General features: G+C 68.8%; 16 protein-coding genes. 12 read left to right on the top strand and 4 right to left on the bottom strand.

What is annotated here, in order from left to right:
* Nucleotides 1-4: 4 nt before the first annotated feature.
* Nucleotides 5-3799 carry a GH92 family glycosyl hydrolase gene (locus ACIRB1_RS06530; RefSeq protein ID WP_403464759.1) on the bottom strand — a complete coding sequence of 1265 codons (3795 nt, stop codon included), beginning with the start codon at nt 3797-3799 and terminating at the stop codon, nt 5-7.
* Between the two features lie 366 nt (nt 3800-4165).
* Here ACIRB1_RS06530 and ngcE point away from each other — a divergent pair, with 366 nt between their 5' ends.
* From ngcE to ACIRB1_RS06485, 9 genes are all read left to right on the top strand, one after another.
* Nucleotides 4166-5614 carry an N-acetylglucosamine/diacetylchitobiose ABC transporter substrate-binding protein gene (gene ngcE, locus ACIRB1_RS06525; RefSeq protein WP_352177945.1) on the top strand — a complete coding sequence of 483 codons (1449 nt, stop codon included), beginning with the start codon at nt 4166-4168 and terminating at the stop codon, nt 5612-5614.
* A 59-nt stretch (nt 5615-5673) separates the two neighbouring features.
* Nucleotides 5674-6609 carry a sugar ABC transporter permease gene (locus ACIRB1_RS06520; RefSeq protein ID WP_352177944.1) on the top strand — a complete coding sequence of 312 codons (936 nt, stop codon included), beginning with the start codon at nt 5674-5676 and terminating at the stop codon, nt 6607-6609.
* A gap of 17 nt (nt 6610-6626) precedes the next feature.
* Nucleotides 6627-7562 (top strand): carbohydrate ABC transporter permease, encoded by a 936-nt coding sequence (locus tag ACIRB1_RS06515; RefSeq protein ID WP_352177943.1) that lies wholly within the window; start codon nt 6627-6629, stop codon nt 7560-7562.
* A gap of 199 nt (nt 7563-7761) precedes the next feature.
* Nucleotides 7762-8961: an ROK family transcriptional regulator gene (locus ACIRB1_RS06510; RefSeq protein ID WP_352177942.1), complete on the top strand. Its 1200-nt coding sequence runs from the start codon at nt 7762-7764 to the stop codon at nt 8959-8961.
* A 132-nt stretch (nt 8962-9093) separates the two neighbouring features.
* Nucleotides 9094-10191, top strand: coding sequence for a substrate-binding domain-containing protein (locus ACIRB1_RS06505; RefSeq protein WP_352178276.1), 1098 nt, complete (start codon nt 9094-9096; stop codon nt 10189-10191).
* Nucleotides 10192-10400: 209 nt separating this feature from the next.
* Nucleotides 10401-11189, top strand: a complete 789-nt coding sequence (locus ACIRB1_RS06500) for an ATP-binding cassette domain-containing protein (protein WP_329552461.1) — start codon at nt 10401-10403, stop codon at nt 11187-11189.
* Nucleotides 11186-12502, top strand: coding sequence for an ABC transporter permease subunit (locus tag ACIRB1_RS06495; protein ID WP_352177941.1), 1317 nt, complete (start codon nt 11186-11188; stop codon nt 12500-12502). The genes ACIRB1_RS06500 and ACIRB1_RS06495 overlap by 4 nt, the downstream gene beginning before the upstream one ends.
* Before the next feature lie 193 nt (nt 12503-12695).
* Nucleotides 12696-14624, top strand: a complete 1929-nt coding sequence (gene dxs / locus ACIRB1_RS06490) for a 1-deoxy-D-xylulose-5-phosphate synthase (RefSeq protein ID WP_352178275.1) — start codon at nt 12696-12698, stop codon at nt 14622-14624.
* Between the two features lie 184 nt (nt 14625-14808).
* Nucleotides 14809-16332 carry an amino acid permease gene (locus ACIRB1_RS06485; RefSeq protein WP_403464758.1) on the top strand — a complete coding sequence of 508 codons (1524 nt, stop codon included), beginning with the start codon at nt 14809-14811 and terminating at the stop codon, nt 16330-16332.
* Between the two features lie 297 nt (nt 16333-16629).
* Here ACIRB1_RS06485 and ACIRB1_RS06480 read toward each other — a convergent pair whose 3' ends face one another.
* A complete protein-coding gene (locus ACIRB1_RS06480; RefSeq protein WP_403464757.1) occupies nt 16630-17001 on the bottom strand; it encodes an NTP pyrophosphohydrolase in 372 nt (123 codons plus the stop codon).
* A gap of 67 nt (nt 17002-17068) precedes the next feature.
* Between ACIRB1_RS06480 and ACIRB1_RS06475 the strand changes: the two genes are divergently transcribed.
* A complete protein-coding gene (locus ACIRB1_RS06475; RefSeq protein WP_403464756.1) occupies nt 17069-18088 on the top strand; it encodes a hypothetical protein in 1020 nt (339 codons plus the stop codon).
* A 128-nt stretch (nt 18089-18216) separates the two neighbouring features.
* Nucleotides 18217-19332: a hypothetical protein gene (locus ACIRB1_RS06470; protein ID WP_403464755.1), complete on the top strand. Its 1116-nt coding sequence runs from the start codon at nt 18217-18219 to the stop codon at nt 19330-19332.
* A gap of 34 nt (nt 19333-19366) precedes the next feature.
* Here ACIRB1_RS06470 and ACIRB1_RS06465 read toward each other — a convergent pair whose 3' ends face one another.
* The gene (locus tag ACIRB1_RS06465; RefSeq protein WP_403464754.1) at nt 19367-20452 is read right to left on the bottom strand and encodes an LCP family protein; all 1086 of its coding nucleotides are present in this window, start codon (nt 20450-20452) and stop codon (nt 19367-19369) included.
* Nucleotides 20453-20827: 375 nt separating this feature from the next.
* Between ACIRB1_RS06465 and ACIRB1_RS06460 the strand changes: the two genes are divergently transcribed.
* The gene (locus tag ACIRB1_RS06460) at nt 20828-24727 is read left to right on the top strand and encodes a CDP-glycerol glycerophosphotransferase family protein (protein ID WP_403464753.1); all 3900 of its coding nucleotides are present in this window, start codon (nt 20828-20830) and stop codon (nt 24725-24727) included.
* 37 nt (nt 24728-24764) lie between these two features.
* On the opposite strand, the gene ACIRB1_RS06455 is transcribed toward ACIRB1_RS06460, so the two are convergent.
* On the bottom strand, nt 24765-25676 hold the full coding sequence (locus tag ACIRB1_RS06455; RefSeq protein ID WP_403464752.1) for an endonuclease/exonuclease/phosphatase family protein: 912 nt from the start codon (nt 25674-25676) through the stop codon (nt 24765-24767).
* Between the last annotated feature and the right edge of the window lie 9 nt (nt 25677-25685).

Here is a 25685-nt window from a genome sequence, read left to right as displayed (position 1 = left end):
CGCCTCAGCCCAGCAGCTCCACCTCCGCGAGCGTCGAGGAACCGTTCAGCACCAGCCGGTAATGGGCGTACGCTCCGGGCGACTTGACCGAGAAGACGCGCGTCTGCCGGTCCCAGGTGAAGGACTCGCCGGAGCGCTTGTCGAGCGTCTTCCACGAGGTGCCGTCGGCCGAGCCCTGGAGGGTCCAGCCGGTCGGCGCCAGCGTGTGGTCCTTGGGCGACGTCAGCGTGTACTGGATGCCCTTGGTGGCCTTGGTGACCGGCAGGTCCACCGAGGTCACCGTCGCCTCCGTGGCCGACGTGTTGTCGAACAGGGCGCCGTCACCGCTGAGTTGGTCGCTGCGGGGCGTCGGCACCTGGTCGTCCTTGGTGATGGACACGGGCGCCGCGTTCTTGCCGCTGCCCCACGACGAGGGCTTGGAGCCCATGGAGAAGTCCAGCACTCCGCCCTTCTCCAGCAGCGCGTGCGGGAGTGAAGTCTTCGTCCACGTGCGCCCGTTGACCTTCAGGCCCTGCACATAGATGTTCTTCGTGCTGTTCTTCGGCGCCTTGACGACCAGGTCGTGGCCGTTCTCCAGGTGCACGGTCGCCTTGGTGAACAGCGGGGAGCCGATGGCGTATTCGCCGCTGCCCATCACCAGCGGGTAGAAGCCGAGCGCGGAGAAGAGGTACCAGGCCGACTGCTCGCCGTTGTCCTCGTCGCCGTGGTAGCCCTGCCCGATCTCGCTGCCGGTGTAGAGGCGCGACATCACCTCGCGCACGTCCTTCTGCGCCTTCCAGGGCTCGCCGGCCGCGTCGTACATGTACGTGACGTGGTGGGCGACCTGGTTGGAGTGCCCGTACTGGCCCATGCGGACGTCCCGCGCCTCCGTCATCTCGTGGATGACGCCGCCGTAGGAACCGGCGTTGGCGGGCGAGGCGGTCTCGGGGGTGGAGAAGTACTGGTCGAGCTTGTCCCCGAGGGCCTTTCGGCCGCCGTAGAGGTTGGCGAGGCCGCGGCTGTCCTGCGGGGCGGTGAAGGCGTAGCCCCAGCCGTCGGTCTCCGTGTAGTCGTAGCCCCAGATCTTCGGGTCGTAACTCGCCGAGTCCACCCGCCAGTTGCCCTGGTCGTCCTTGCCCTGGAAGAACCCGGCCCGCTTGTCGAACAGGTTCACGTAGTCCTGGGCGCGGTTGAGGAAGTACGCGGACTCCTCCTTGTAGTGCTTCTCGCCGGTCTTCTGGTAGAGGGCCTGGCCCATCTGCGCGATGCCGTAGTCGTTGACATAGCCCTCCATCGCCCAGGAGAAGCCCTCTCCGGTGTCGGTGCTGGTGTAGCCGAGGAAGGGCGAGGTGGCCATGCCCTTGCGGCCGACGCCGGAGGCGGGCGGGACCACGGTCGCGTTCTTCACGGCCGCGTCGTAGGCCGACTTGGCGTCGAACTTCACGCCCTTGACGTACGCGTCCGCGAACGCGACGTCCGAGGAGGTGCCCGTCATGAGGTCCGCGTAGCCGGGCGAGGACCAGCGCGAGGTCCAGCCGCCGTCCTTGTACTGCTGCACGAACCCGTCGACCATCTCACCCGCCTGACTGGGCGTCAGGAACGAGTAGGCGGGCCAGGTCGTCCGATACGTGTCCCAGAAGCCGTTGTTGACGTAGACCTTCCCGTCGACGATCTTCGCGCCGGTGTGGGTCGGGGTGTCCTGGCTCGTCATCGGGGAGAACGGCGAGGCGTACTGGTAGGCCGAACCCACCTTCTCGAAGCCGGAGTTGGGGTACAGGTACAGCCGGTACATGCTGGAGTACAGCGTCGTCAGCTGGTCCGGTGTCGCGCCCTCCACCTCGACCTTGCCGAGCAGCTTGTCCCACACCTTCCGGGCCTGCTTCCTGACCGTGTCGAAGGAGGTGCCGTCCGGGATCTCCTGGCGCAGGTTGTCCTTCGCCTGGTCGACGCTGATCAGCGAGGTGGCCAGGCGCAGGGTGACCGTGTGGTCGGCGCCCGGCTTGAACCTCAGGTAGCCCTTGACCCCGCTGGAGGAGCCGTCCGTCACCGGCGCGTCGAACGTGCCGTAGACGAAGAGCCGCGTGGCGCCGGTGGACAGCCCGGACTTGACGTCCGAGTAGCCGGTGACGGTGCCGTTCTCCTTGTCGAGGGTCAGGCCCGCGTGCTCGGTGACGTTGTCGAAGACCACGCTCGCGTCGTCGCCGGGGTAGGTGAAGCGCAGCGAGGCCGCGTGGTCGGTCGGGGCCATCTCGGCCTTCAGACCGTTCTCGAACGTGACGCCGTAGTAGTACGGCCGGGCCGTCTCGTTCTCGTGCTTGAACGCCAGCTCCCGTGCGTTCGGGTCGGTGGCGGGAGTGCCGGAGGCCGCCGACGGCATCACCTGGAAGGTCTGCCGGTCGCCCATCCAGGGGCTCGGCTCATGGCTCGCGCTGAACGCCTGGATCGTCGGCAGGTTGTCGGCGTTGTTGGCGCGCGCGTAGTCGTAGAGCCAGCTGAGCGACCCCGAATTCGTCACCGGCGTCCAGAAGTTGAAGCCGTGCGGCAGCGCCGTGGCGGGGAAGTTGTTGCCGCGCGAGAAGCTGCCGCTGGAGTTGGTGCCCCGGGTGGTCAGCGCGTAGTCGGCCAGATGCGCCTTCGGCTTCTCCGGCGCCACCGGCTTGAGGCTCACGTCGTCCAGCCAGCCGCGGAACTTCGCCGGGCCGCTGGGGGAGTCGTAGTCCAGCAGGATGCGGTCGACGGTCTTGCCGGCCGCGACCGAACCTATCCGCGAGACCACGTTGTTCCACTGGTTGACGTAGAGGATCTTCGCCGCGCCCTGCCCCCGCGGAGTCAGCGCGAAACCGTGCGAGTCCGTCGCGCCGAGGTCGCTGAGATAGGTGCCGTCGGTGAAGGCGAGGTCGACGGAGACGTTCGTGGCGTCGTAGTCGAGGTCACCGTCGGACATCTGCGGGAAGAGCCGGTAGGAGAGCGCGGTGTCCCGGCCGACCGGCACGTTCACGTCGAAGACCTTGTTGTACGAGTACGCCCGCCCCGTGGCCGTGTGACGGCCCGCGTAGCGCAGCGCCCGCTTCCCGGTGAAGCCCGCGCCCGCCTTGGCGGTGGGGGAGCCGCTGGGGCCCCGGTCGACCAGCGAGAGCATGTCCTCGGGGACCGGGGCTGTGGTGCCGCCCGTCGAGAACTGGACGTCGGCGAGCTGGAGTATGCCGCTCGCGCCGTTGTTCTTCGTGATGTCGAGCCGGAAGTGCTGGTACTCGGCCGGCTCGGCGAGGTCGTAGGACTTCGTCTGGAACCGTTCGGCGAAGCTCTCGCCGGAGCGGGTGTCCAGGGTCTTCCAGTCCTTGCCGTCCGTCGAGCCCGACAGCGTCCAGTCCCGTGGATCGCGTTCGGCGAAGTCGTTCGCCGAAGTCAGGGCGTAGGTCACGATCTTGGCCGGTTTGTCGAGGTCGAACTCGACCCAGCCGGTGGGCTCGAAGGTCAGCCACTTGGTGCCGGACTCGCCGTCGACGAGGTTCTCCTTCACCTCACCGCCGCCCGTGTTCTCGGAACTGGCCCGGACATCGGTGACATGGTCGGTCACATTGCCCGGGATGCCGGTGCTGTAGCCGCCGTCGACCCCCGAGGCCCGCTTGCCGCCGTCGGGCGCGGTGTCGACCGTGTTCAGCCAGTCCGGTGCCGGATCTCCCGTCTCGAACGAGGAGGCGAACTCCCCGCCGGCGGCCGGGGCCTTCACGGGGAGGGCGACCGCCACTCCCTGAGAACCCACGAGCAAAGCCAGTGCGGCGGTCGAGACGACCGCCGGACCCCACCATCTGTGATGCATACGAGGGCATCCTCCCTGCACGCTGGACAACGTTGTCAGCTTCGATGCGCAAGGAACAGTAGGGAGTCAAGTGACCTGATGTGTCAAGGGTGTTGAGTGAGGCATTCGAGGGCAATGGCGGGGATTTCTCCGCCATCGCGCACACAGGGCGTTCATATTTCCGCGAGGTCTCACTTCGGAAAAGACCGACAACCCACCCTGCATTCGATCTTGCTCTGTCGGCCGGAAGTGGACTATACCTGTCGCGTTCGACACCGCTCTCGCAGCACGCACGAAGTACTCCTGCACGACCAAGCTCGACCTGACCGCGGTGCCGGGGAGGATCCGGTTCACCGCCTGAGTCCTGGAGAAGGCGAGGACTTGAGCATGGGATCCACTTCCGCCGAGAACAACGGTTCCAAAGGCGTCGGCCGCCGTGATCTGATCAAGAGGTCGGCCGCACTCGGTCTGATCTCCGTACCCACGATGAGTTTCCTGTCCGCGTGCGCGAGCGGCGGCGGGGACAGTGGCAGCAGCGACGACACCACCAAGGGCACCACGTCGAAGTCGAATCCCTTCGGTGTGAAGAAGGGCAGCACGCTCGACGTCGTCGTCTTCAAGGGCGGTTACGGAGACGACTACGCGAAGGCTTGGGAAGCCAACTTCAAGACGAAGATCGGCGTCGGCTCCACCCACACCGGCACGCAGGAGATCACCGGCAAGCTCCAGCCCCGCTTCAACGCCGGCAACCCGCCGGACATCGTCGACGACTCGGGCGCCCAGCAGATCAAGATCGACGTCCTGTACAAGAACGGCCAGTTGCTCGACCTCTCGCCGGTGCTCGACGCCCCGGCGGTCGACGACCCGAGCAAGAAGGTCAGGGACCTGCTGATCCCCGGCACCCTCGACCCGGGTGTCCAGGAGGGCAAGGTCGTCGCCCTCAACTACATCTACACGGTCTGGGGGTTGTGGTACTCCGGCAAGCTCTTCAAGGAGAAGGGCTGGACCCCGCCGAAGACCTGGGACGAGTTCATCGCCATCTGCCAGAAGGCGAAGGCGGAGGGCATCGGCGGTCTCGCGCACCAGGGCAAGTACCCGTACTACATCAACGTCGCCATCATGGACCTGATCGCCAAGAAGGGCGGGATCGACGCCGTCAAGGCGATCGACAACCTCGACCCCAAGGCGTTCGTCGGCTCGGCCGCCGCGCAGGCCGGTGTCGAGGCGATCTACGAGGTGGTGGAGAAGGGCCTGTTGATGCCCGGCACCAACGGCCTGACCCACACCGAGTCGCAGACCCGCTGGAACCAGTACAAGGCCGCGTTCATCACCTGTGGTTCCTGGCTGGAGAACGAGCAGCTGAAGCAGACGCCCACGGACTTCGACATGAAGTTCCTGCCGATGCCCCTGCTGTCCGGCAGCAAGATGCCGTTCGAGGCGATCCGGGCCGGCTCGGGCGAGCCCTTCATCATCCCGGCGAAGGCCAAGAACCTCCCCGCCGCCAAGGAGTTCATGCGGCACATGCTCTCCAAGGAGTGGTCGACCCTCTTCGCCAAGGAGGCCAACTCGCTCACCATCCTCAAGGACGGTGTCGACTCCAGCGTCACCCTGCGCCCGGGCACCCAGTCCACGGTCGAGGCGTCCAAGGCGGCCGGCGACAACACCTTCCGCTTCCTGTACCCGGACTGGTACAGCGAGATGGACACCTCCATCCAGAACGCGTCCAACGAGCTGATGTCCAAGCGCATCCAGCCCAAGGAGTGGCTGAAGCGCTGTCAGGCCGCGGTCGACAAGCAGGCCAAGGACCCGGCGTCCAAGAAGAACGTGCACTCCTGATCACAATGCCTGATCGCACCACCTGATCACGCTCGGGACACCAGGGGCAGGAAACGCCAATGCGCAAAGGGCAGTACAGGTTCGTCGCGGGATTTCTCTTCTTTCCCGTGGCGCTCTATCTGATCTTCGTGATCTGGCCGTACATCCAGACGTTCGGCTATTCGCTGACCGACTGGAAGGGCGAGTCACAGACCTTCAAGTTCGTCGGACTGGACAACTATCGAGCGCTGTTCCACGACGACGTCTTCCTGGGGGCCATCTGGCACAACCTTCTGTTCCTGGTGTTCATCCCGGTGATCACCATTCTGCTCGCCCTCTTCTTCGCCTTCATGGTCAACGCGGGAGGCAGCAGCAAGGCCGGCGGGGTACAGGGGGTCGCCGGTTCCGGTTTCTACAAAATCGTCTACTTCTTTCCGCAGGTGCTGTCGCTCGCGATTCTCGCGGTGCTCTTCAACGCCGTGTACCGCAGCGACGGCGGCGGGCTGCTCAACGGTTTCCTGATCAAACTCCACCTGGTCGACGCCAATAACCCCGTGGAATGGCTCAACGAACCGCACATGGTGCTGTGGGCGCTGATGGCGGTCGTGGTCTGGCACGGCGTCGGCTTCTATCTCGTGCTGTTCTCCGCGGCCATGCAGTCCATTCCGAGAGACGTCTACGAGGCCGCCCTGATCGACGGCGCGAGCCGCTCCCAGTCCTTCTTCCGGATCACGCTGCCGCTGCTGTGGGAGACCGTCCAGACGGCCTGGGTGTATCTCGGCATCATCGCGATGGACATGTTCGTCCTGGTCTCCTCCATGACGTCGAACATGGGCGCCTACGGAGGCGGTCCCGACCATCACAGCGACGTCATGTCGACCGTGATGATGCGCAACTTCCTCTACTACGGGAAGAGCGGCTACGCCTGCGCGATGGGCGTCGTCATGCTGCTGCTCACCCTGGTCCTGTCCGTGGTCACGCTGCGCGCCACCCGCCGTGAGCGCATCGAGTTCTGAGCGGGAGACATACGACGATGAGCGCACCCCTGAAGGAGACCGCCCCCACCGGCGGCACCGTCCCGCCCCAGCCCTCGGCCGGCCGGGCCGGCGCCCGGCCCCGTGAGCCGCGGAGCGAGGGCACCGTACTGAACGTCTTCTCGCACGGCTTCCTCGCCCTGTGGGCCCTGCTGATCGTGCTGCCGCTGCTGTGGCTGGTGCTGAGTTCGTTCAAGACGGACGTGCAGATCGGCAACTCGGCCTTCGGCTGGCCGCACAACTGGTCGTTCGACGTGTTCCGGCGGGCCTGGAGCAAGGGCATCGGCGACTACTTCGTGAACACCCTCATCGTGCTGGTGTTCTCGGTGCCGCTGACGATGCTGTTCGGCTCGATGGCCGCGTACGTGCTGGCCCGCTACCAGTTCTGGGGCAACCGGATCCTGTACTACTTCTTCGTCGCCGGGGCGATGTTCCCGGTGTTCCTTGCCCTGGTCCCGCTGTTCTTCATGGTCAAGCGGCTGGACATGCTGAACACGTACCAGGGGCTGATCCTGGTCTACATCGCCTACTCGATGCCGTTCACGGTGTTCTTCATGCACGCGTTCTTCCGGACGCTGCCCACCGCGGTCTTCGAGGCGGCGATCCTCGACGGCGCCTCGCACACCCGGACGTTCTTCCAAGTGATGTTGCCGATGGCCAAGGCCGGTCTGATCAGCGTCGGCATCTTCAACACCCTCGGCCAGTGGAACCAGTTCATCCTGCCGACGGTCCTGATGCAGCCGCAGAGCGGCTCGGACCCGGAGCGCTATGTCCTCACCCAGGGCCTCATCCAGCTTCAGCAGCAACAGGGTTACGCCTCCGACCTGCCCGTTCTCTTCGCGGGCGTCACGATCGCCATGATCCCGATGCTCGTCGTCTACCTCTCGTTCCAGCGTCAGGTGCAGGCCGGTCTGACCTCGGCGACGCTCAAGTAGCGCGTCCGGAGAACGCGGGAGGAAGCCCTCGTTCCGACACCGCTCCCGGAAGGCCGGGAGCGGTGTCCACGTATGTGTCCTGAACCCTCGATGCGGTTCAACCTCTTGACGGGAGGCAGCCCGAACGGCTCAGCTTAGAGTTCACTAGTTGGACATAGACGGGGCCTCATCGATGCGGTCCCGCGCGCAGGAGGTCGTCGTGGAGACTCCGGGGTCGCAGTCGTCACTGCACCGAGCCAATCTCGAGCGGGTCGTGCGAGCGGTGCGGTTGGCCGGGTCGCTGACGCAGGCGGAGATCGCGAGGGCGACCGGGCTGTCCGCGGCGACGGTCTCCAACATCGTGCGTGAGCTCAAGGACGGCGGAACGGTCGAGGTCACCCCCACCTCGGCGGGCGGCCGCCGGGCGCGCAGCGTCTCGCTGAGCGGTGACGCCGGCATCGTCATAGGCGTCGACTTCGGGCATACGCATTTGCGCGTCGCGGTCGGGAATCTGGCCCACCAGGTGCTGGCCGAGGAGTCCGAGCCCGTCGATGTGGACGCCTCCTCCACGCAGGGCTTCGACCGGGCGGAAGAGCTGGTCAACCGGCTGATCGCGGCCACCGGAGTGGACCGTTCCAAGATCGCCGGAGTGGGCCTCGGCGTGCCCGGACCCATCGACGTCGAGTCGGGCACCCTGGGCTCCACCGCGATCCTCCCGGGCTGGACCGGCACCAGACCCGCGGAGGAGCTGGGCAGCCGTCTGGGCGTACCGGTGCACGTGGACAACGACGCCAACCTCGGCGCCCTCGGTGAGCTGGTCTGGGGCAGCGGGCGGGGCGTCAGGGACCTGGCGTACATCAAGGTGGCGAGCGGGGTCGGCGCGGGGCTGGTCATCAACGGCAAGATCTACCGGGGCCCGGGTGGCACAGCGGGAGAAATCGGGCATATTACTCTTGATGAGTCCGGCCCTGTCTGCCGCTGCGGAAACCGGGGCTGCCTGGAGACCTTCACGGCCGCGCGCTATGTGCTGCCGCTCCTCCAGCCCAGCCACGGCACCGACCTGACCATGGAAGGAGTCGTACGGCTGGCGCGGGACGGAGACCCGGGCTGCCGTCGGGTGATCGCCGACGTCGGCCGACACATCGGCAGTGGAGTCGCCAATCTCTGCAATTTGCTGAACCCGAGCCGAGTGGTCCTCGGTGGCGATCTCGCCGAGGCCGGTGAGCTGGTGCTCGGGCCGATCAGGGAGTCTGTCGGCCGCTACGCGATCCCCAGTGCGGCACGTCAACTGTCCGTTCTCCCGGGGGCACTTGGAGGCCGTGCGGAGGTGCTCGGAGCGCTCGCTCTCGCGTTGAGCGAGATGGGCGATTCGACCCTTTTGGACGGGTCGCTGACCGCGGCCACACCTGTCTTCACTTAGAGAACGCACGACGCCGTTGCCATCTCGTTAAGTATTTACTTCTTGACGCCGAACGCGCGGCCGAGTTGACTTCCAGCCACCTCGGCCGCAACGACGCGGCCTCGTCAGGGAGGTTTCAAAGTGAACACGCGTATGCGTCGTGCCGCCGTTGCCGTTATCGCCACCACGATGGCCGTCTCGATGGCCGCCTGTGGCAAGGCCGGCGACGACAAGAAGTCCGACAGCAGCTCCAGCTCCTCGGGCGGCGGTACGAACGCCTCGATCGGCCTGCTCCTGCCCGACAGCGTCACCGCTCGGTACGAGAAGTTCGACAAGCCGTACTTCGAGGCGAAGGTCAAGGAGCTCTGCTCCGGCTGCACCGTCCAGTACGCCAACGCCAACGCCAGCGCGGCCACCCAGGCCCAGCAGGTCAGCACGATGATCACGAAGGGCGTCAAGGTCATCGTGATCAGCGCCCAGGACTCCGCCGCGATCAAGTCCTCGATCCAGCAGGCCGTCAACAAGGGCATCAAGGTCGTCGCGTACGACCGCCTGGCGCAGGGCCCGGTCTCCGCGTACGTCTCCTTCGACAACGTCGAGGTCGGCAAGCTCCAGGGCCAGGCGCTCCTCACCTCGCTGGGCTCGAAGGCCACCCCCTCGGCGAACGTCGTCATGATCAACGGTGACGACGCCGACCCGAACGCCGCCCAGTTCAAGAAGGGCGCCCACGAGGCCCTCGACGGCAAGGTCAAGATCGCCTACGAGCAGTCCGGCCTGTGGAAGGACACCGTCGCCGGGCAGAAGATGTCGGCGGCCATCACGCAGCTCGGCGCCAAGAAGATCGCGGGCGTCTACTCCGCCAACGACGGCATGGCCGGCGGTATCGCCACCGTCCTCAAGGGCGCGGGCATCAGCGGCATCCCGCTGACGGGCCAGGACGCGGAGCTCGCCGGTATCCAGCGCATCGTCGCCGGTACCCAGTCCAGCACCGTCTACAAGGCCTTCAAGCCGGAGGCCGAGGCCGCCGCGACGCTCGCCGTCGACCTGGCGCAGGGCAAGAGCATCTCGTCGCTCGCCACCACGACCCAGACCAGCGGCTCCGGCGACAAGGTGCCCTCGCAGCTGCTGACCCCGGTGTCGGTCACCAAGGCCAACATCAAGGACACGGTCGTCAAGGACGGTCTCTACACCGTCGCGCAGATCTGCACCGCCGACTTCGCCAAGGCGTGCAAGGCAGCCGGTCTGCAGTAACCACCGCCCAGCGGTGACAGACCCCCTTCGGCGCCCGCCCCACCTTCAAACCCCGCTGCGGGGCGGGCGCCGATCGGAACCCCCGCGAACGCAGCCGTTGCCAACTGGCACCGGCCGCGCGCATGTTCATCTTGTAAATCTGTGCCTAGGCACAACCCTCCGCGCCTTTTGACAAGCGCGGCATCCCCGCCGGTCAGGCGGCGAAGGAGATGGTTCACGTGTCCGCTACGCCCGTGCTGGCGTTGCGCGGAGTCTCCAAGCGATTCGGTGCGGTGCAGGCCCTCACCGAAGTAGAGCTGGAGGTCCACGCCGGAGAAGTCGTCGCACTGGTCGGCGACAACGGCGCAGGAAAGTCCACCCTGGTGAAGACCATCGCCGGAGTGCACCCCATCGATGAAGGAGTCATCGAGTGGGAGGGCAAGCCGGTCAGCATCAACAAGCCGCACGATGCCCAGGGACTCGGCGTCGCGACGGTCTACCAGGACCTCGCGCTCTGCGACAACCTCGACGTCGTCGGCAACCTCTACCTCGGGCGTGAGCTGCTGCGCCGCGGGGTCATCGACGAGGTCACGATGGAGAAGAACTCCCGTGAGCTGCTGAGCACGCTCTCGATCCGCATCCCGAGCGTGCGCATCCCGATCGCCAGCCTCTCCGGTGGCCAGCGACAGGTCGTCGCGATCGCCCGCGCGCTGATCGGCGACCCCAAGGTCGTCATCCTCGACGAGCCCACGGCCGCCCTCGGCGTGGAGCAGACCGCGCAGGTCCTCGACCTGGTCGAGCGGCTGCGCGAGCGCAACCTCGGCGTCATCCTCATCAGCCACAACATGGCCGACGTGAAGGCGGTCGCCGACACCGTCAACGTGCTGCGCCTGGGCAAGAACAACGGCTCCTTCCCGGTGAAGGACACCAGTCAGGAAACGATCATCGCCGCGATCACCGGTGCCACGGACAACGCCGTGACCCGTCGTGCGGTGCGCAGCACGGAGGCGGCAAAGTGAGCGACACGTCAGGCACCGTGAAGAAGGACGCGGTGGAACCCACCGCGGCCCCCGTGGAGGACCCCACGGCGGCGGCCGGTGCCGCCACCGTCGTCGACCCGCGTCTGCTGGTCCGCGAAGAGGGCTTCAGGGGTTACATCACCGAGTTCAAGCGCAAGGTCAAGGGCGGTGAGCTCGGCTCCCTGCCGGTCGTCGCCGGCCTGATCGCCATCGGCATCATCTTCCAGGTCCAGAACAGCCGGTTCCTGAGCGCGGACAACCTGTCCAACATCAGCTACTACCTGTCCGCGACCGGCATGCTCGCCATCGGCCTGGTCTTCGTGCTGCTGCTGGGCGAGATCGACCTGTCGGTCGGCTCGGTCAGCGGTCTGGCGTCCACCCTGTTCGCCGTCTTCGTGGTCAACCACGGGATGAACGGCTGGCTGGCGCTGGTCCTCACGATCATCACCGGTATCGGCATCGGCGCACTGCACGGATTCTTCTTCGCGAGGATCGGTGTACCAGCCTTCGTCGTGACCCTGGCCGGCTTCCTCGGCTGGAACGGTCTGATGCTGTGGCTGCTCGGTTCGAGCGGCACCATCAACATCCCGGACAGCGGCCCGGTGCACCTGTTCGGCCAGAGCTCGTTCTTCATGAACCAGTCGATCGCGGGCGCCTACATCCTGGCCGCCCTCGGCGTCGGCTCCCTGCTCATCGGCTCGCTCACCGACCAGCGCCGCCGCAAGGCCGCCGGGGTGCCGTTCCGGCCCACCAGCGAGATCGCGCTGCGGGTCGGCCTGCTCGCCGTGGCCGCGTTCGTCACCGCGTACGTGCTGAACTCCTCGGCCGGTGTCTCCAACGCGCTGGTGATCTTCCTCGCGTCCCTGGTGATCGTGGACTTCGTGCTCCGTCGTACGCCGTACGGCCGTAAGGTCTTCGCGGTCGGCGGCGGCATCGAGGCCGCGCGCCGTGCCGGTATCAACGTGCCGATGATCCGCATCACCGTGTTCGCCATCTCCGGTGGCTTCGCGGCGGTCGGCGGTATGTTCTTCGCCGGTCAGACGCAGAGCGCCACGCTCAACGCCGGTGGCGGCAACACCCTGATGCTGGCCATCGCGGCCGCGGTCATCGGTGGTACGAGCCTCTTCGGCGGGCGCGGCACCGTCTGGTCCGCCCTCCTGGGCATGCTCGTCATCCAGTCGATCCAGACCGGCCTCGACCTGCTCAACATGAACACGTCGATCCAGTACATGATCACGGGTGGCGTCCTGCTCGGCGCGGTCGTCATCGACTCGGTGTCCCGCAAGAGCCAGAAGGCGTCCGGTCGCGGCTGACCTGTGTCCTTCCGTACTGTGCCCGGTACCGACGTCGGTACCGGGCACAGTCATGTCGTACGAAAGTCTGTTCCTGGGTACAGCCGATCGCGTGACCTACGACGCACAGCCCGGGCGACGCCCGCGAAGGCGGAACATTAGACTCGACAAGCCCGGCAACAGCTCGATCAGCTCTACTCGCAAGGAGGCACGGGTGCCGCTGCTGACCCGCATCAGGGGACCGCGCGATCTGGACCGGCTCAGCCTGGAGCAGCTGGACCAGCTGGCCGGGGAGATCAGGACCTTCCTCGTCGACGCCGTCTCCAAGACCGGCGGCCACCTCGGCCCGAACCTCGGTGTGGTCGAGCTGACCATCGCCCTGCACCGCGTCTTCGAGTCCCCCAGGGACCGGGTGCTGTTCGACACCGGCCACCAGTCCTACGTCCACAAACTGCTCACCGGCCGCCAGGACTTCTCGAAGCTGAAGATGAAGGGCGGCCTGTCCGGCTACCCCTCGCAGGCCGAGTCCGAGCACGACGTCATCGAGAACTCGCACGCCTCGACGGTCCTCGGCTGGGCCGACGGCCTCGCCAAGGCCAACCAGGTCCTCGAACGCGACGACCACGTGGTCGCGGTGATCGGCGACGGCGCCCTGACCGGCGGCATGGCCTGGGAGGCGCTGAACAACATCGCCGACGCCAAGGACCGCCCCCTCGTCATCGTCGTCAACGACAACGAGCGGTCCTACGCACCGACCATCGGCGGCCTCGCGAACCACCTGGCGACCCTGCGGACCACTGACGGCTACGAGCGCTTCCTGGCCCGCGGCAAGGACCTCCTGGAGCGCACTCCGGTCGTCGGCAGGCCCCTCTACGAGACGCTGCACGGCGCGAAGAAGGGCCTCAAGGACTTCATCGCCCCGCAGGGCATGTTCGAGGACCTCGGCCTCAAGTACGTCGGCCCGATCGACGGCCACGACATCGAGGCGACGGAGTCCGCGCTCGCCCGCGCCAAGCGGTTCGGCGGCCCGGTGATCGTCCACGTCCTCACGGAGAAGGGCCGCGGCTACCAGCCCGCCCTCCAGGACGAGGCCGACCGCTTCCACGGCATCGGCCCCATCCACCCCGACACCGGCCTCCCGATCAAGGCCTCCGGCGCCGACTGGACCTCCGTCTTCGGCGACGAGATGGTCGCCCTCGGCCAGGAGCGCGAGGACATCGTCGCGATCACCGCCGCGATGCTCCAGCCCGTCGGCCTGAAGAAGTTCGCCGACGCCTTCCCGAACCGCATCTACGACGTCGGCATCGCCGAGCAGCACGGCGCCGTCTCCGCGGCCGGCCTCGCCACCGGCGGACTCCACCCCGTCTTCGCCGTCTACGCCACCTTCCTCAACCGCGCCTTCGACCAGGTGCTGATGGACGTGGCCCTGCACAAGTGCGGGGTGACCTTCGTCCTGGACCGGGCCGGCGTCACCGGCACCGACGGCGCCTCCCACAACGGCATGTGGGACATGTCGATCCTCCAGGTCGTCCCGGGCCTGCGGCTCGCGGCACCGCGCGACGCCGACCAGGTCCGCGCCCAGCTCCGCGAGGCCGTCCAGGTCAAGGACGCCCCGACGGTGGTCCGCTTCTCCAAGGGCGCGGTCGGCCCGGCCGTACCCGCCGTCGGCCGCATCGGCGGCATGGACGTGCTGCGCGCGCCCGGCACCGACGCCCCGGACGTCCTGCTGGTGTCGGTCGGCGCCCTCGCGCCGATGTGCCTGGAGATCGCCACCCTCCTCGACCAGCAGGGCATCACCACCACGGTCGTCGACCCGCGCTGGGTCAAACCCGTCGACGAGGCCATGGCCCCGCTCGCCGAGCAGCACCGGGTGGTCGTCACCGTCGAGGACAACTCCCGTGTCGGCGGCGTCGGTTCGACGGTCGCACAGGCGCTGCGCGACGCCGGTGTGGACGTCCCGCTGCGCGACTTCGGCATCCCGCCGCGCTTCCTCGACCACGCCTCCCGCGCCGAGGTGATGACGGAGATCGGTCTGACCGCCCCCGACATCGCCCGCCAGGTCACCGGCCTGGTCTCCAAGCTGGACGGCCGCTTCGACCGACCCACGGCCGAGGCCGACTCCGTGGAGTCCGCGCGCGACTGAGACACGCCCGCACCGCTGAACGGGCCGCTTTCACCACTCTTTGCAGTGGCGAAAGCGGCCCGTTCGCGTGAACCCGCCCGCCTCGGGGCATACGGTCCCCCAGTCTCGGCTTCGTTCGACCGGGGGTGTCCCCATCGCCCCCTCTCGATCATGCCGAGGACGCCAAGCGTGGGAGGTAGCACCCGTGAGCAGCACACTCTTCCGGACGAAGAGAGTCGAACAATCCATTCAGGACACCGAGGAACCCGAGCACGCGCTCAAGAAATCCCTCTCCGCCCTGGATCTCACCGTGTTCGGCGTCGGTGTCGTCATCGGCACCGGCATCTTCGTCCTCACCGGCACGGCCGCCAAGAACACCGCCGGCCCCGCGGTGGCCCTGTCCTTCGTCGTCGCCGGCGTCGTCTGTGCCCTCGCGGCGCTCTGCTACGCCGAGTTCGCGTCCACGGTCCCGGTCGCGGGCTCCGCGTACACCTTCTCGTACGCCTCGCTCGGCGAGTTCCCCGCCTGGATCATCGGCTGGGACCTGGTCCTCGAACTCGCCCTGGGGACGGCGGTGGTGGCGGTCGGCTGGTCCGGCTACATCCACTCGCTGCTGGACAACGCGGGCTGGCACCTGCCCGAGTCGCTCAGCGGCCGGGACGGCGCCCACGGCTTCGGCTTCGACATCCTCGCCGCGCTGCTCGTGCTGGTCCTCACCGCGATCCTCGTGCTCGGCATGAAGCTCTCCGCGCGGGTCACCTCGGTCGTCGTCGCCATCAAGGTGGCCGTCGTCCTCGTGGTGATCGTGGCCGGCGCCTTCTTCATCAAGGGCGACAACTACAAGCCGTTCATCCCCAAGTCGCAGGCCGTGGAGGCGGGCGGCAACCTCAAGGCCCCGCTGATCCAGCTGATGTTCGGCTGGGCGCCCTCCAACTTCGGCGTCATGGGCATCTTCACCGCCGCCTCCGTGGTCTTCTTCGCCTTCATCGGCTTCGACGTCGTCGCCACCGCCGCCGAGGAGACCCGCAACCCGAAGCGGGACGTGCCGCGCGGCATCCTCGGCTCGCTGGTCATCTGCACCACCCTGTACGTCGCCGTGGCGATCGTCGTGACCGGTATGCAGAAGTACAGCTCACTGTCGGTCGACGCCCCGCTCGCCGACGCCTTCAAGGCCACCGGACACCCGTGGTTCGCGGGCCTGATCAGCTTCGGCGCCGCGATCGGTCTGACGACGGTGTGCATGATCCTGCTCCTGGGGCAGGCCCGCGTCTTCTTCGCGATGAGCCGTGACGGCCTCCTGCCCCGCTTCTTCTCGCACGTCCACCCGCGCTTCCGCACCCCGTACCGCCCGACCATCCTCCTCGGCGTGATCATCGCGATCGTCTCGGGCTTCACGAGCCTCAGCCAACTCGCCGAACTGGTCAACATCGGCACCCTGTTCGCCTTCATCGTGGTCGCGATCGGCGTCATCATCCTCCGCCGCTCCCGCCCCGACCTCCCCCGCTCCTTCCGCACCCCCCTGGTCCCGGCCCTCCCGATCCTCTCGGTCCTGGCCTCCCTCTGGCTGATGCTCAACCTCCCCGCCGAGACCTGGCTCCGCTTCGCCGTCTGGATGGCGATCGGCTTCCTCGTGTACTTCTTCTACGGCCGCACCCACAGCCGCCTGGCCCTGCAAGAGGCGGCGGACGCGGGCAAGTCCACGCCCCCGCCCCCCGGAAACGCCTCGTAGCCGGCCCAGTTGGTCCTACGGCCCCGCAAGTCCCGGTTGGTGAGGGGGACTTGCGGGGTCGTGTGCCGTGGTCGTCAGCCGAGGGTGCTGCGAGCCGGAGCGCGTGGATGTCGGCCCGTGCACCGCGCGGCCCCGATGTCCGCATGCTCAACTCGGTCGCCCTGCGCCGGAGTTCGTGGGCGAAGGTGGGCCGGGACGGGGGCGTCCGGTGGCCTGTCGGCCGTCGGGCCTGGTAAGTCCCGCTCGCCGGGGGAGGCTTGCGGGGTCCCGTCGCCCGCGCGTCAGCCCCGGCGAGCGTCAGCCCCGTACGCTCCGCGGCCCCGTGACCTCCGCGCCCAACTCTGTGACCCTGCGCCGGAGTTCGCGGTCCGCGGTGACCACGAGGCAGGGGCGGCCGGCGGCCTCGGCGACCAGTTCGACCATGCGGTCGTCGCCGCTGCCGGGGGCCGAGTCGACCCGGACGCCCGGGACGGACGTCACACCGCGGGCCGCGCCCTCCACGACGAGGACGAGTTCCACGGGGTCCGTGCGGCCCGGCAGGCCGTCGCTCGCGAGGCGGTCGCGGAGGCGCTCGGCGGCACCCTTGCGGTCGCGCCACCAGCCGTCGGGCACCGACCCGACGACGTTCGCTCCGTCGACGATCACGAGCAGGGGGGTGTCCTCGTCCATGGGGCCAGGGTCGCACGCGGACGGGGGTGCCCCGCACGGATGCGCCCGCCCCAATTACAGTGAACCGGTGAACGGCGACTGGCTCATACGCGGCCGCGACGGCCGGCTCAGTGTCTATCTGCCCTCGGGCGACGCCGTCCGGTGCCGGGCGGAACGCGGCCCCGGCGGCCTCTGGAGCGCCCCGCGCACGGTGGGCGGCACCCAGAAACTGCACCCGGGACCCCTCGGCATCGGACAGGGCACGGACGGTTACGCCCACCTCGCGGCCTGGCGCCCCACGGCGGCCGGTGAATCCGGACTGGTCCACTCCACCCACTTCAGGCCCCGGCTCGCGGCCCTCGACTGGAGCCCGGTCGGCCATCCGGACAAGAAGGGCGACCGCACCGGCGTACCGGCGATCGCGGTCGACGCGGAAGGCCGCGCCCACCTCTTCGTGCGCAACGCGAGCGGCGGGGTCAGCCTGTTGGCCCAGAAGGAGAAGGGCGGCTGGGAACCCTGGCGCGACCTCAAGGGCAGCGAGGTCCACGAGGACCTGGCGGCGGTGACGGGGGAGTCCGGCACGGTCGAGCTGTACGCGTCGGTACCGGGGGCGATCCTGCACTGGCGCCAGCTGGAACCGGGAGCGCAACCGGTGCTGGAGGAGGCGATGGAGGCCCGGGTCCGCCCCGGCACGCTCCGCGCCCTCGCCACCTCCCCGCAGCGCACCACCCTCTTCTGCACGGACGACTCCGGCGACCTCTGCGCCTGGCGCCCCGGCACCAAACCGATCACCCTGCTGCCCTCGGCAGGCCCCGGCCCGGTCTCCGCCGTCCGCTGCGAACTCGACGGTCACGACTGCACATTGCTCGCCCAGCGGTCGGCCAGCGGCCGGGTCGCCTTCGCCGCTTACCCCACGGAACAGGAGTCGGCCGGCGCCTGGTGGACCGAGTCCGGCCCGCAGCTCCCGGCCGACGCCGAGGTCTCCCTCGCCCTGGACGAGGACGACCGGGTGGTCGCCGCGACGGTGTCGCCGTCGACCGGCCAACTCCTCGTCACCCGGCGGAAGGCGGAGGCGGGGCTCGCCCTGGAGGCCTGGCGGGAGGTCTGAGCAGCGGGAAGTCCCCGGTCACCGGAGCACCGGAGCCCGGGGGACGCGCACACCGCCGACATATGATGAGCGGTGTTTCAGCCAATCCGTACGCATGACGCGTCGGCTTCAGGGGAGAGCGGCAGGCCATGCGGAAGAAGTCGTCAGGTCCCGTCGCCCCCGTCCGCCCGGCCGGTACCGGCGTCCGCACCCCGGGACCGGCCGCGTCCGGTGCCGCCCACGGCGACTGGCTGACCCTCGGCAGGGACGGCAGGCTCAGCCTCTACGCGCCGGCCGACGGCGGGCTGCTGCGCTGGACCGAGAACACCCCGGGCGGAGCCGACTGGACCGGCCCCCACCTCGTGCCCGGCGCCGGGCTCACGCATCTGACGGTGGTCCAGGGCGCCGACTCCTACGTGCACTTCCTCGGCCGCCGGGAGCGCACCGGCGCCGACGGGACGCGCCGGGTGGACGTCGTGCACGCGATCCAGTACCAGACCGGGCTCGCCGTCACCGACTGGCGCTCCCTCGGCAACCCGCACCCCGACCGGGAGCAGGGGCTGCTGCTGGGCCCGCTCGTGGGCGCGGTCGCGGCGGACGGCAGTGTCCATGTCTTCGCCCGGGGCGCACACGGCGGCCTGGTGCTGCGCCGCGAGGCACCGAACGGCAAGTGGCGGGCCTGGGAGGAGCTCCAGGGCGTGGGCATCAGCCCGTGGCCCGCGCCGGTGGCCCTCTCCGGCGGACGCGTCGAGGTGTGCGCCGACGCCGAGACCGGGGTGTTCGTGTGGCGGCAGCTCGAAGCGGGCGGCGACTTCACCGGCCCGCGAGGCTTCGCGCTGCGCGCCGCGCCGGGCACCGTCGCCGGGGCGGAGACCGGCCCGGAGCAGGCCACCTTCTTCTGGACCGATGCCGACAACGGCACCGCGGTCTCCTGGCGCGCGGGCGGCTGGCCCACCCCGCTCGGCGGCTCCCCGGCGGAGCGGCCGTACGCGACGCTGCGCACGGCGATCGACGGCTACGACTGTCTCGTCCTGGCCCACCGGGACCCGGACGGACACGCGGTGTTCGGGGTGGGCGGCGCCGGGGACGAGGGCAACGGCCTGTGGTGGTACGCGCTCACCGAGCCCTGCGAGGGCACGCCCGCGCTGGCCCGGGACGGCCGCGGCCGGGTCGTCATGGCGCTGATCGCCCCCGACGGCACCCCGCGCGTGGCCCGGCAGGAGCCCGGTGAGGGACTGAGCCTGGGCCCCTGGTCCGCCCTCTGAGCCGACCGTCCCGCACCGGGCTCCTGAGGACGGCTCAGCCGCCCGTCGCCGGGGACTTCTTGGCCGACTCGGGGATGGTCGCGTCGCTGCGGACCGCCTTCCAGAGCGTGCTCGCCTGCGGTTCCGCGGCCACCACCCGGTTCGGGTCGACCTTGTCGTAGGCCACCGGGAGCATGATCGTCTCCATGGTGGACGGGTTGACGCCGTTCAGGCTGCGGCCGAACTCCGCGAGCTTGGGGAGCGAGGCGAGCGCGGAGTCGGTGGTGAGCGCCGCCGTGAGCTGGTCGGCGATCTTGTAGGCCTTCACGGGGCTGCCCAGCAGGTCCTGCTTCTGGATCTCGGTGAGCAGGGCCAGCATGAACTTCTGCTGGAGACCTATCCGGCCGAGGTCGCTGCCGTCGCCGATGCCGTGCCGGGTGCGGACGAACTCCAGGGACTCGGTGCCGTTCAGCCTGTGCGTGCCCGCCTTCAGGTCGAGGCCGCTGGAGGTGTCGTGGATGTCCTGGTCGACGGTGACGGTCACGCCGCCTATCGCGTCCACCAGGTCCTTGAAGCCGGCGAAGTCGACCTCGACGTAGTGGTCCATGCGGACCCCGGAGATCTGCTCCACCGTCTTCACCACACAGGCCGGACCGACCTGGGAGTAGATGGAGTTGAACATCACACGCTGTGCCGACGCGACCGAGGAGCCGCCGGATGTGGTGCACTGCGGCCGGGTCACCAGGGTGTCGCGCGGGATGCTGACCGCCACCGCCTTCTTACGCCCCTCTGGTATGTGCATCACCAGCGCGGTGTCCGAACGGGCCCCGGAGACATTGCCTGTCTTCAGCTTCGCGTTGGCTCCGGCGCGTGAGTCGGAGCCCAGGATCAGGATGTTCTGGCCCGAGGTCGGCAGCTTCTCCGGGCGGTCGTCACCGATCGCCTTGTCGATGTCGACGCCCTTGATGTTGCCGTCGATCCCGCTGTAGAGCCAGTAGGCCGTTCCGCCCGCCGCCAGGACCAGGACCAGCAACGACAGCAGGACGATGCGTCCCTTGCGTCTCTTGCGCGGGGGAGTGGATCCGCCGTCGCCGCTCGACTTCCGGGCACGCCGAGGCTCGGTCGTGGCGCTGTGGGACATGGGTGTGCGGTTCCTCTCCTCACGGGCTCCGCTTCCGCGGAGGTGCGGGGCCCGGGTAGGGGGGATTCCGGCCCACTGAAACAAGCAGTGCAGTGGCAGAACTATAGGCATCCCCATGACCTGGCTTTAAGCCGGGATGTACGGACACTGGGCTCAAGATGAACGCCACATGGCTCGACCTTGACCCATGGTTAGTATCTGTTAAGAATATGTGCATCCTGTGACACTCGGTGGAGGGGGCTCTGCCCGAGGCCACAGGGGCGGCAGTTGCGTGCCAGCGATGAGGCTGGGGGGCGTGCCGAGTCAGGGGGTGTCCGCCCGGAGTGGGCTTCTCGACCAAGCTCAACGGGCGCATTGTCTCGGTAGGAGTCGGAGTTGGCGGATCATCCGCGTCTCAGTGTTGTCGTTCCCTTCCAGGACGTGGAGAGCTATCTCGCGGAGTGCCTGGAGTCGATCGCGCGTCAGTCGTTCCGCGACTTCGAGGTGATCCTCGTCGACGACGGTTCCACCGACCGCTCGACGGAGATCGTCGCCGAGTTCTGCGCGGCCGACCCGCGCTTCCGGCTGATCCGCCAGGAGTCGCACGGTCCGGGGCACGCCCGGAACACCGGTCTGCGGGCCATGCATCCGCGCGGGGAGTTCGTCGCGTTCGTCGACGGCGACGACGTCATCCCGGAGTACGCCTACGAACTGCTCGTGCGCACCCTGGAGGAGTCCGGCTCGGACTTCGTCTCGGGCAACGTGCAGATGATGAACTCCACCAAGAAGTGGCAGTCCCCGCTGCACAAGACCCCGATGCAGAAGAACCGGCGCGGCACCCACATCACCCGGTTCGACGCGCTCATCTACGACCGCACGGTCTGGAACAAGCTGTTCCGGCGCTCCTTCTGGGACCACCACTTCATCGCGTTCCCCGAAGGCGTCCTCTACGAGGACTCCTGGGTCAACATGTTCGCCCACTTCCGGGCCGCGAAGGTCGACGTCCTCACCGACATCGTCTACTACTGGCGCCGCCGCGAGGGCGGCGCGGCCCCCTCGATCACCCAGCGCCACACCGAGCTGTCCAACCTCCGCGACCGGGTCGCAGCCGTCCAGTCGGTCAGCCGCTTCCTGGCCGAACGGCGCTCCCGGCTCTACGAGGAGAGCAAGCGCAAGTACGACCTCGCCTGCCTCAAGTCCGACCTGATGCTGCATCTGAAGGTGCTCCCGGACGCCGACGAGGAGTACCAGCAGGCCTTCATGGAGTGGGCCAACGAGTTCCTCGACGAGGCGGACCCCACCCTCATCGACGAGCTGCCGGCCGACGCCCGGGTCAAATGGCTCCTGGTGCGCGAGGGGCGGCTGCCCGAGCTGCTGGAGGTCATCCGGTTCGAGCGGCGCGGCGGCCCGATGCCCGTCCAGCGCCGGTTCCGCCGCTACCTCAAGTACCCCTACCTCGGGGACCGGGAGGTCGGCCTCGACAAGAAGGCCTACCGCCTCGACAAGGAGTTCTCGCTGCACGGCTCGCTGGACGCGGCCCGCTGGAGCACGAACGGCCACCTGCTCACCCTGAGCGGTTCGGCGTACGTCCGCTTCATCAACGTGCACAAGAAGCACATGTCGGTGAAGGCGATCGCCCTGCGCAACAAGAAGCAGGGCCGGATGGTGCTCACCACGGCGAGGACCACCTATGCGCCGCAGGCCACCGAGCAGTCCAACCAGAATCGTTACTGCTACGACTGGGCGGGCTTCGAGGCCAGGATCGACACCACCCGGCTCAAGCGCAAGGGCCAGTGGGTCGAGGGCACCTGGGACGTCGCCGCCGGAGTGCTCAGCCGCGGTCTGTTCCGCTACCGGGGCATCGACCGCGGCAGCGCCGGCTCCGCCGCCAATCCGCCGTACCGCTATGTCGACAAGAACACCCGGGTCCTGCCGGTGTTCCTTCAGGGCAAGCTCAAGCTACGCGTGGAGATCGTGCGCTGCCGGATCACCGGACACCGCGTCAGCGGCGACCACCTGGAGCTGAACGGCGTCTACCTCGGCCCCAAGGTCCCCGAGTGGGGCAAGCTCCGGGTCACCAGCATGGGCGGCACCGGACAGCACGAGGCGTGGGCCCACTTCGGTGCCGGCGGCGACGGCTGGTGCACGTTCACCGCCCGGATTCCGCTGCGCGTCCTCATCCCGGGACACCGTGCCGCCGCCGAGGCCGGGGCGGACGTACCCCAGTCCTGGAACATGGGCAGCAACGGCTGGAAGACCACCTTCCACGTCGAGGGCCGCAAGATGACCATCTATCCGGTGGTCGCCGAGGAGACACCCGACGGGCACTACCGCATGCCCGCCGCGTTGCAGACCGGCGAGGGCGACCGCGAGGTCGTCGTGCACCGCAACGGCTCCGGCTACCTCGTGGTCTTCGAGCGCGCCACCCTGCCCATGGCGAGCGAGGTCAGCTGGGGCGAGGACGGCTCCCTGGAGATCACGGGCCGCTATCTGGCCGCCGACCGGCTCTCCGCACGCGAGTACCGCGACGCCCATCTCGTCGTCCGCTCGCGAGCGCACGGAGCGGAGCGCACCGTACCGCTCCAGTGGGACGGCACCGCGTTCCGCGCCGTCCTCGCGCCCGCCGCGATGCGGACCCTGGCCGGCGAGATCCCGCTGGCCGCCGGACGCTGGGACTTCTTCCTGCGCCGCCAGGACCTCTCCTCGGTGGCCCGCGAGGACCGCCTCGAAGACCTCATGGTCAAGATCGAGCAGCCCCTGGTCGAGTCCTTCCCGCAGGACTACGAGGCGAACGAGCGCCGCTACGAACTCCAGGCCGAGGCCTACGACCGGCTCTCCCTCATGGTGCACTCCGCCATGCCGGACGACGCCCGCGGCCCCTACCGCCAGAAGCTGCTGCGCACCAAGGCCTACCCGGCCGCGCGCCGCAAGGCCGTACGCCCCGCGATCCTGCTGGACGCCTTCAAGGGCACCCAGTACTCCGACAGCCCCCGCGCCCTGCACGAGGAACTGGTGCGCCGCGGCCTCGACCTGGAGCACCTCTGGGTCGTCCGCGACGACCAGGTCCAGGTGCCCCCGACCGCGACCCCCGTGCGCATGTGGTCGCCGCAGTGGTACGAGGCGCTGGCCACCAGCCGGTATGTCGTCGCCAACAACCACCTGCCCGACTGGTTCGAGAAGCGCGAGGGCCAGACCGTCGTGCAGACCTGGCACGGCACCCCGCTGAAGAAGATCGGCCACGACATCGAGGCCATCCACTTCGCCGACCAGCGCTATCTGGAACGGGTCGAGAAGGAGGTGCGCAACTGGGACATGCTGGTCTCGCCCAACAGCTTCTCCACCCCGATCCTCCAGCGCGCCTTCGGCTTCCCCGGCGAGATGGTCGAGTCCGGCTACCCGCGCAACGACGTCCTGCGCAGACCCGGCACGGAGGAGCGGGAGCGGGAGATCCGCCGGCGCATCGGCCTGCCCGACGGCAAGCGGGTCGTGATGTACGCGCCGACCTGGCGCGACGACCAGTTCTACGCCCCCGGCAAGTACAAGCTGGACTTCCGCGTCGACCTCGCGGACGCCCGGGCCCGACTGGCCGCCGACCACGTGCTCCTGGTCCGGCGTCACCCCAACGTGGTCGACCCGGTGCCGGGCGCCGGCGACGGCTTCGTCTTCGACGTCTCGGACTACCCGGACATGGCCGACCTGTCCCTCATCACCGACGTGATGATCACGGACTACTCGTCCCTGATGTTCGACTACGTCAACACCGGACGCCCCATCCTCTTCTTCACCTACGACCTCGACCACTACCGGGACACCCTGCGCGGCTTCTACTTCGACTTCGAGCGCAGCGCGCCCGGCCCCTTGGTGTACTCCTCCGAGGACCTGGTGACCGCGATCCGGGAGATCGACCGCATCCAGGACGCCTACGCCGAGCGCTACCGCTGGTTCCAGCGGGAGTTCTGCGACCTCGACGACGGCTACGCCTCGGCCCGGCTGGCGGACCGGATGCTGATCGTCGGCGGAGACCTCGCCCCCGAGGAGGCACGGGCGCCCGCTGTCGGTTCCGTGGACACGAGTCACCCGGGCCGCCCGCTCACGCCGATCAGCTGGAACGCCCAGCACTGGTTCACCCCGCAGCGCCACCCGGCGCAGACAGCGCCCACCGTCGACCGGACGGTGAACGCGCTGCCCGCCCAGCCCAGGCCGGCCGGGACCCTCGACGCGCACGGCGCACGGCAGGATCGTTTCTCCGAGGAGCCGTCACCCCCGGGAAGGGTCGCCGAGGACGTGGTCGTATGACCCCCGACGGCCACGGGCGACACCGGTGAACGGGATCTCAGCCGGTGCGTACCCGCAGGAGCAGGGCGTAGTGGTCCGACGTCCCGGTGTCGCGCACCGTGCAGCGGACCCTCGGCAGCCCGGTGAAGAGGTAGTCGAACTTGTGGCCCGACACATGGGTGTCCCGGCCCGCCCGGGAGGACGCGGACGGCTGGTCGCACTCCCGCTGGTCGGTGTAGGGACCGGACGGCCACACCCAGGAGAAGGGGTTGCGGGAACCCGGCGGATTCACGTTGAGATCACCGCCGTAGACCGTGCGCCGGGCGTCCGCCGCACGGGCCAAGGCCTTCAGCTGGTCGTCGCGGAACTCCCAGCCGGGGTGCGCCGCATCGCTGTGCCGCGGGCTCACGTGTGCGGTGCACACCCGGAGTTCGTGCGCGGCGACGGTGGCGCACAGGATGCCGCGCCGCACCCCCACGGTGGGCTGCTGCGAGGCCACGGTGGTGACGGCCGACAGGGGATAGGCGGACAGGATCGCGAAACCGGCGGCGCCCGCTCCGGGCGTCGCGCAGCGGACCGGTGCCGTACGCCCCGCCGCGTCCCGCTCGGAGTACGCGCGGAACGCCGTGTGCCAGGACCCGCCGAGCCCCCGGCGCACCGACTCCAGCTCCGCGCCGCAGGTCTCCTGAAGGAAGATCACCCGGGCCCCCGCCCGGGTGGCGAGCTGGTCAAGGCGCGTCCGCTTCTCCGCCCAGCTGCCGGTGGCGGCGCAGCCCCACTGCCGGACACCGCACATGTTCCAGGTCGCCACGGTCAGCGCCCGGCCCGACGCGGCGGAGCGGCCGGGCCCGTGGGCGCGGACCGCGGTCACCGCGGTGGCGAGCCCCAGCAGCGCCACCGCGGCGACGGCGACCCTGCGCCACGGGATGCCCATATGCCCGGACCTGGGCGGGGAGGCAGCGGGATGCATCACGACATC

Source organism: Streptomyces sp. NPDC096013, from assembly GCF_044763565.1.
In the GTDB taxonomy this organism is placed as follows: Bacteria; Actinomycetota; Actinomycetes; order Streptomycetales; family Streptomycetaceae; genus Streptomyces.
Note: the sequence above shows the minus strand (reverse complement) of the source record. Positions and strands in the feature narration are given on the sequence as shown.

Excerpts from the sequence above, each read along its gene's own strand:
- ACIRB1_RS06480 (WP_403464757.1), bottom strand. The coding sequence starts at position 17,001 with ATGGACGAGGACACCCCCCTGCTCGTGATCGTCGACGGAGCGAACGTC.
- ACIRB1_RS06515 (WP_352177943.1), top strand. The coding sequence starts at position 6,627 with ATGAGCGCACCCCTGAAGGAGACCGCCCCCACCGGCGGCACCGTCCCG.
- ACIRB1_RS06530 (WP_403464759.1), bottom strand. The coding sequence starts at position 3,799 with ATGCATCACAGATGGTGGGGTCCGGCGGTCGTCTCGACCGCCGCACTG.
- ngcE (WP_352177945.1), top strand. The coding sequence starts at position 4,166 with ATGGGATCCACTTCCGCCGAGAACAACGGTTCCAAAGGCGTCGGCCGC.
- ACIRB1_RS06455 (WP_403464752.1), bottom strand. The coding sequence starts at position 25,676 with ATGCATCCCGCTGCCTCCCCGCCCAGGTCCGGGCATATGGGCATCCCG.
- ACIRB1_RS06505 (WP_352178276.1), top strand. The coding sequence starts at position 9,094 with ATGCGTCGTGCCGCCGTTGCCGTTATCGCCACCACGATGGCCGTCTCG.
- ACIRB1_RS06500 (WP_329552461.1), top strand. The coding sequence starts at position 10,401 with ATGGTTCACGTGTCCGCTACGCCCGTGCTGGCGTTGCGCGGAGTCTCC.
- ACIRB1_RS06520 (WP_352177944.1), top strand. The coding sequence starts at position 5,674 with ATGCGCAAAGGGCAGTACAGGTTCGTCGCGGGATTTCTCTTCTTTCCC.
- ACIRB1_RS06465 (WP_403464754.1), bottom strand. The coding sequence starts at position 20,452 with ATGTCCCACAGCGCCACGACCGAGCCTCGGCGTGCCCGGAAGTCGAGC.
- ACIRB1_RS06470 (WP_403464755.1), top strand. The coding sequence starts at position 18,217 with ATGCGGAAGAAGTCGTCAGGTCCCGTCGCCCCCGTCCGCCCGGCCGGT.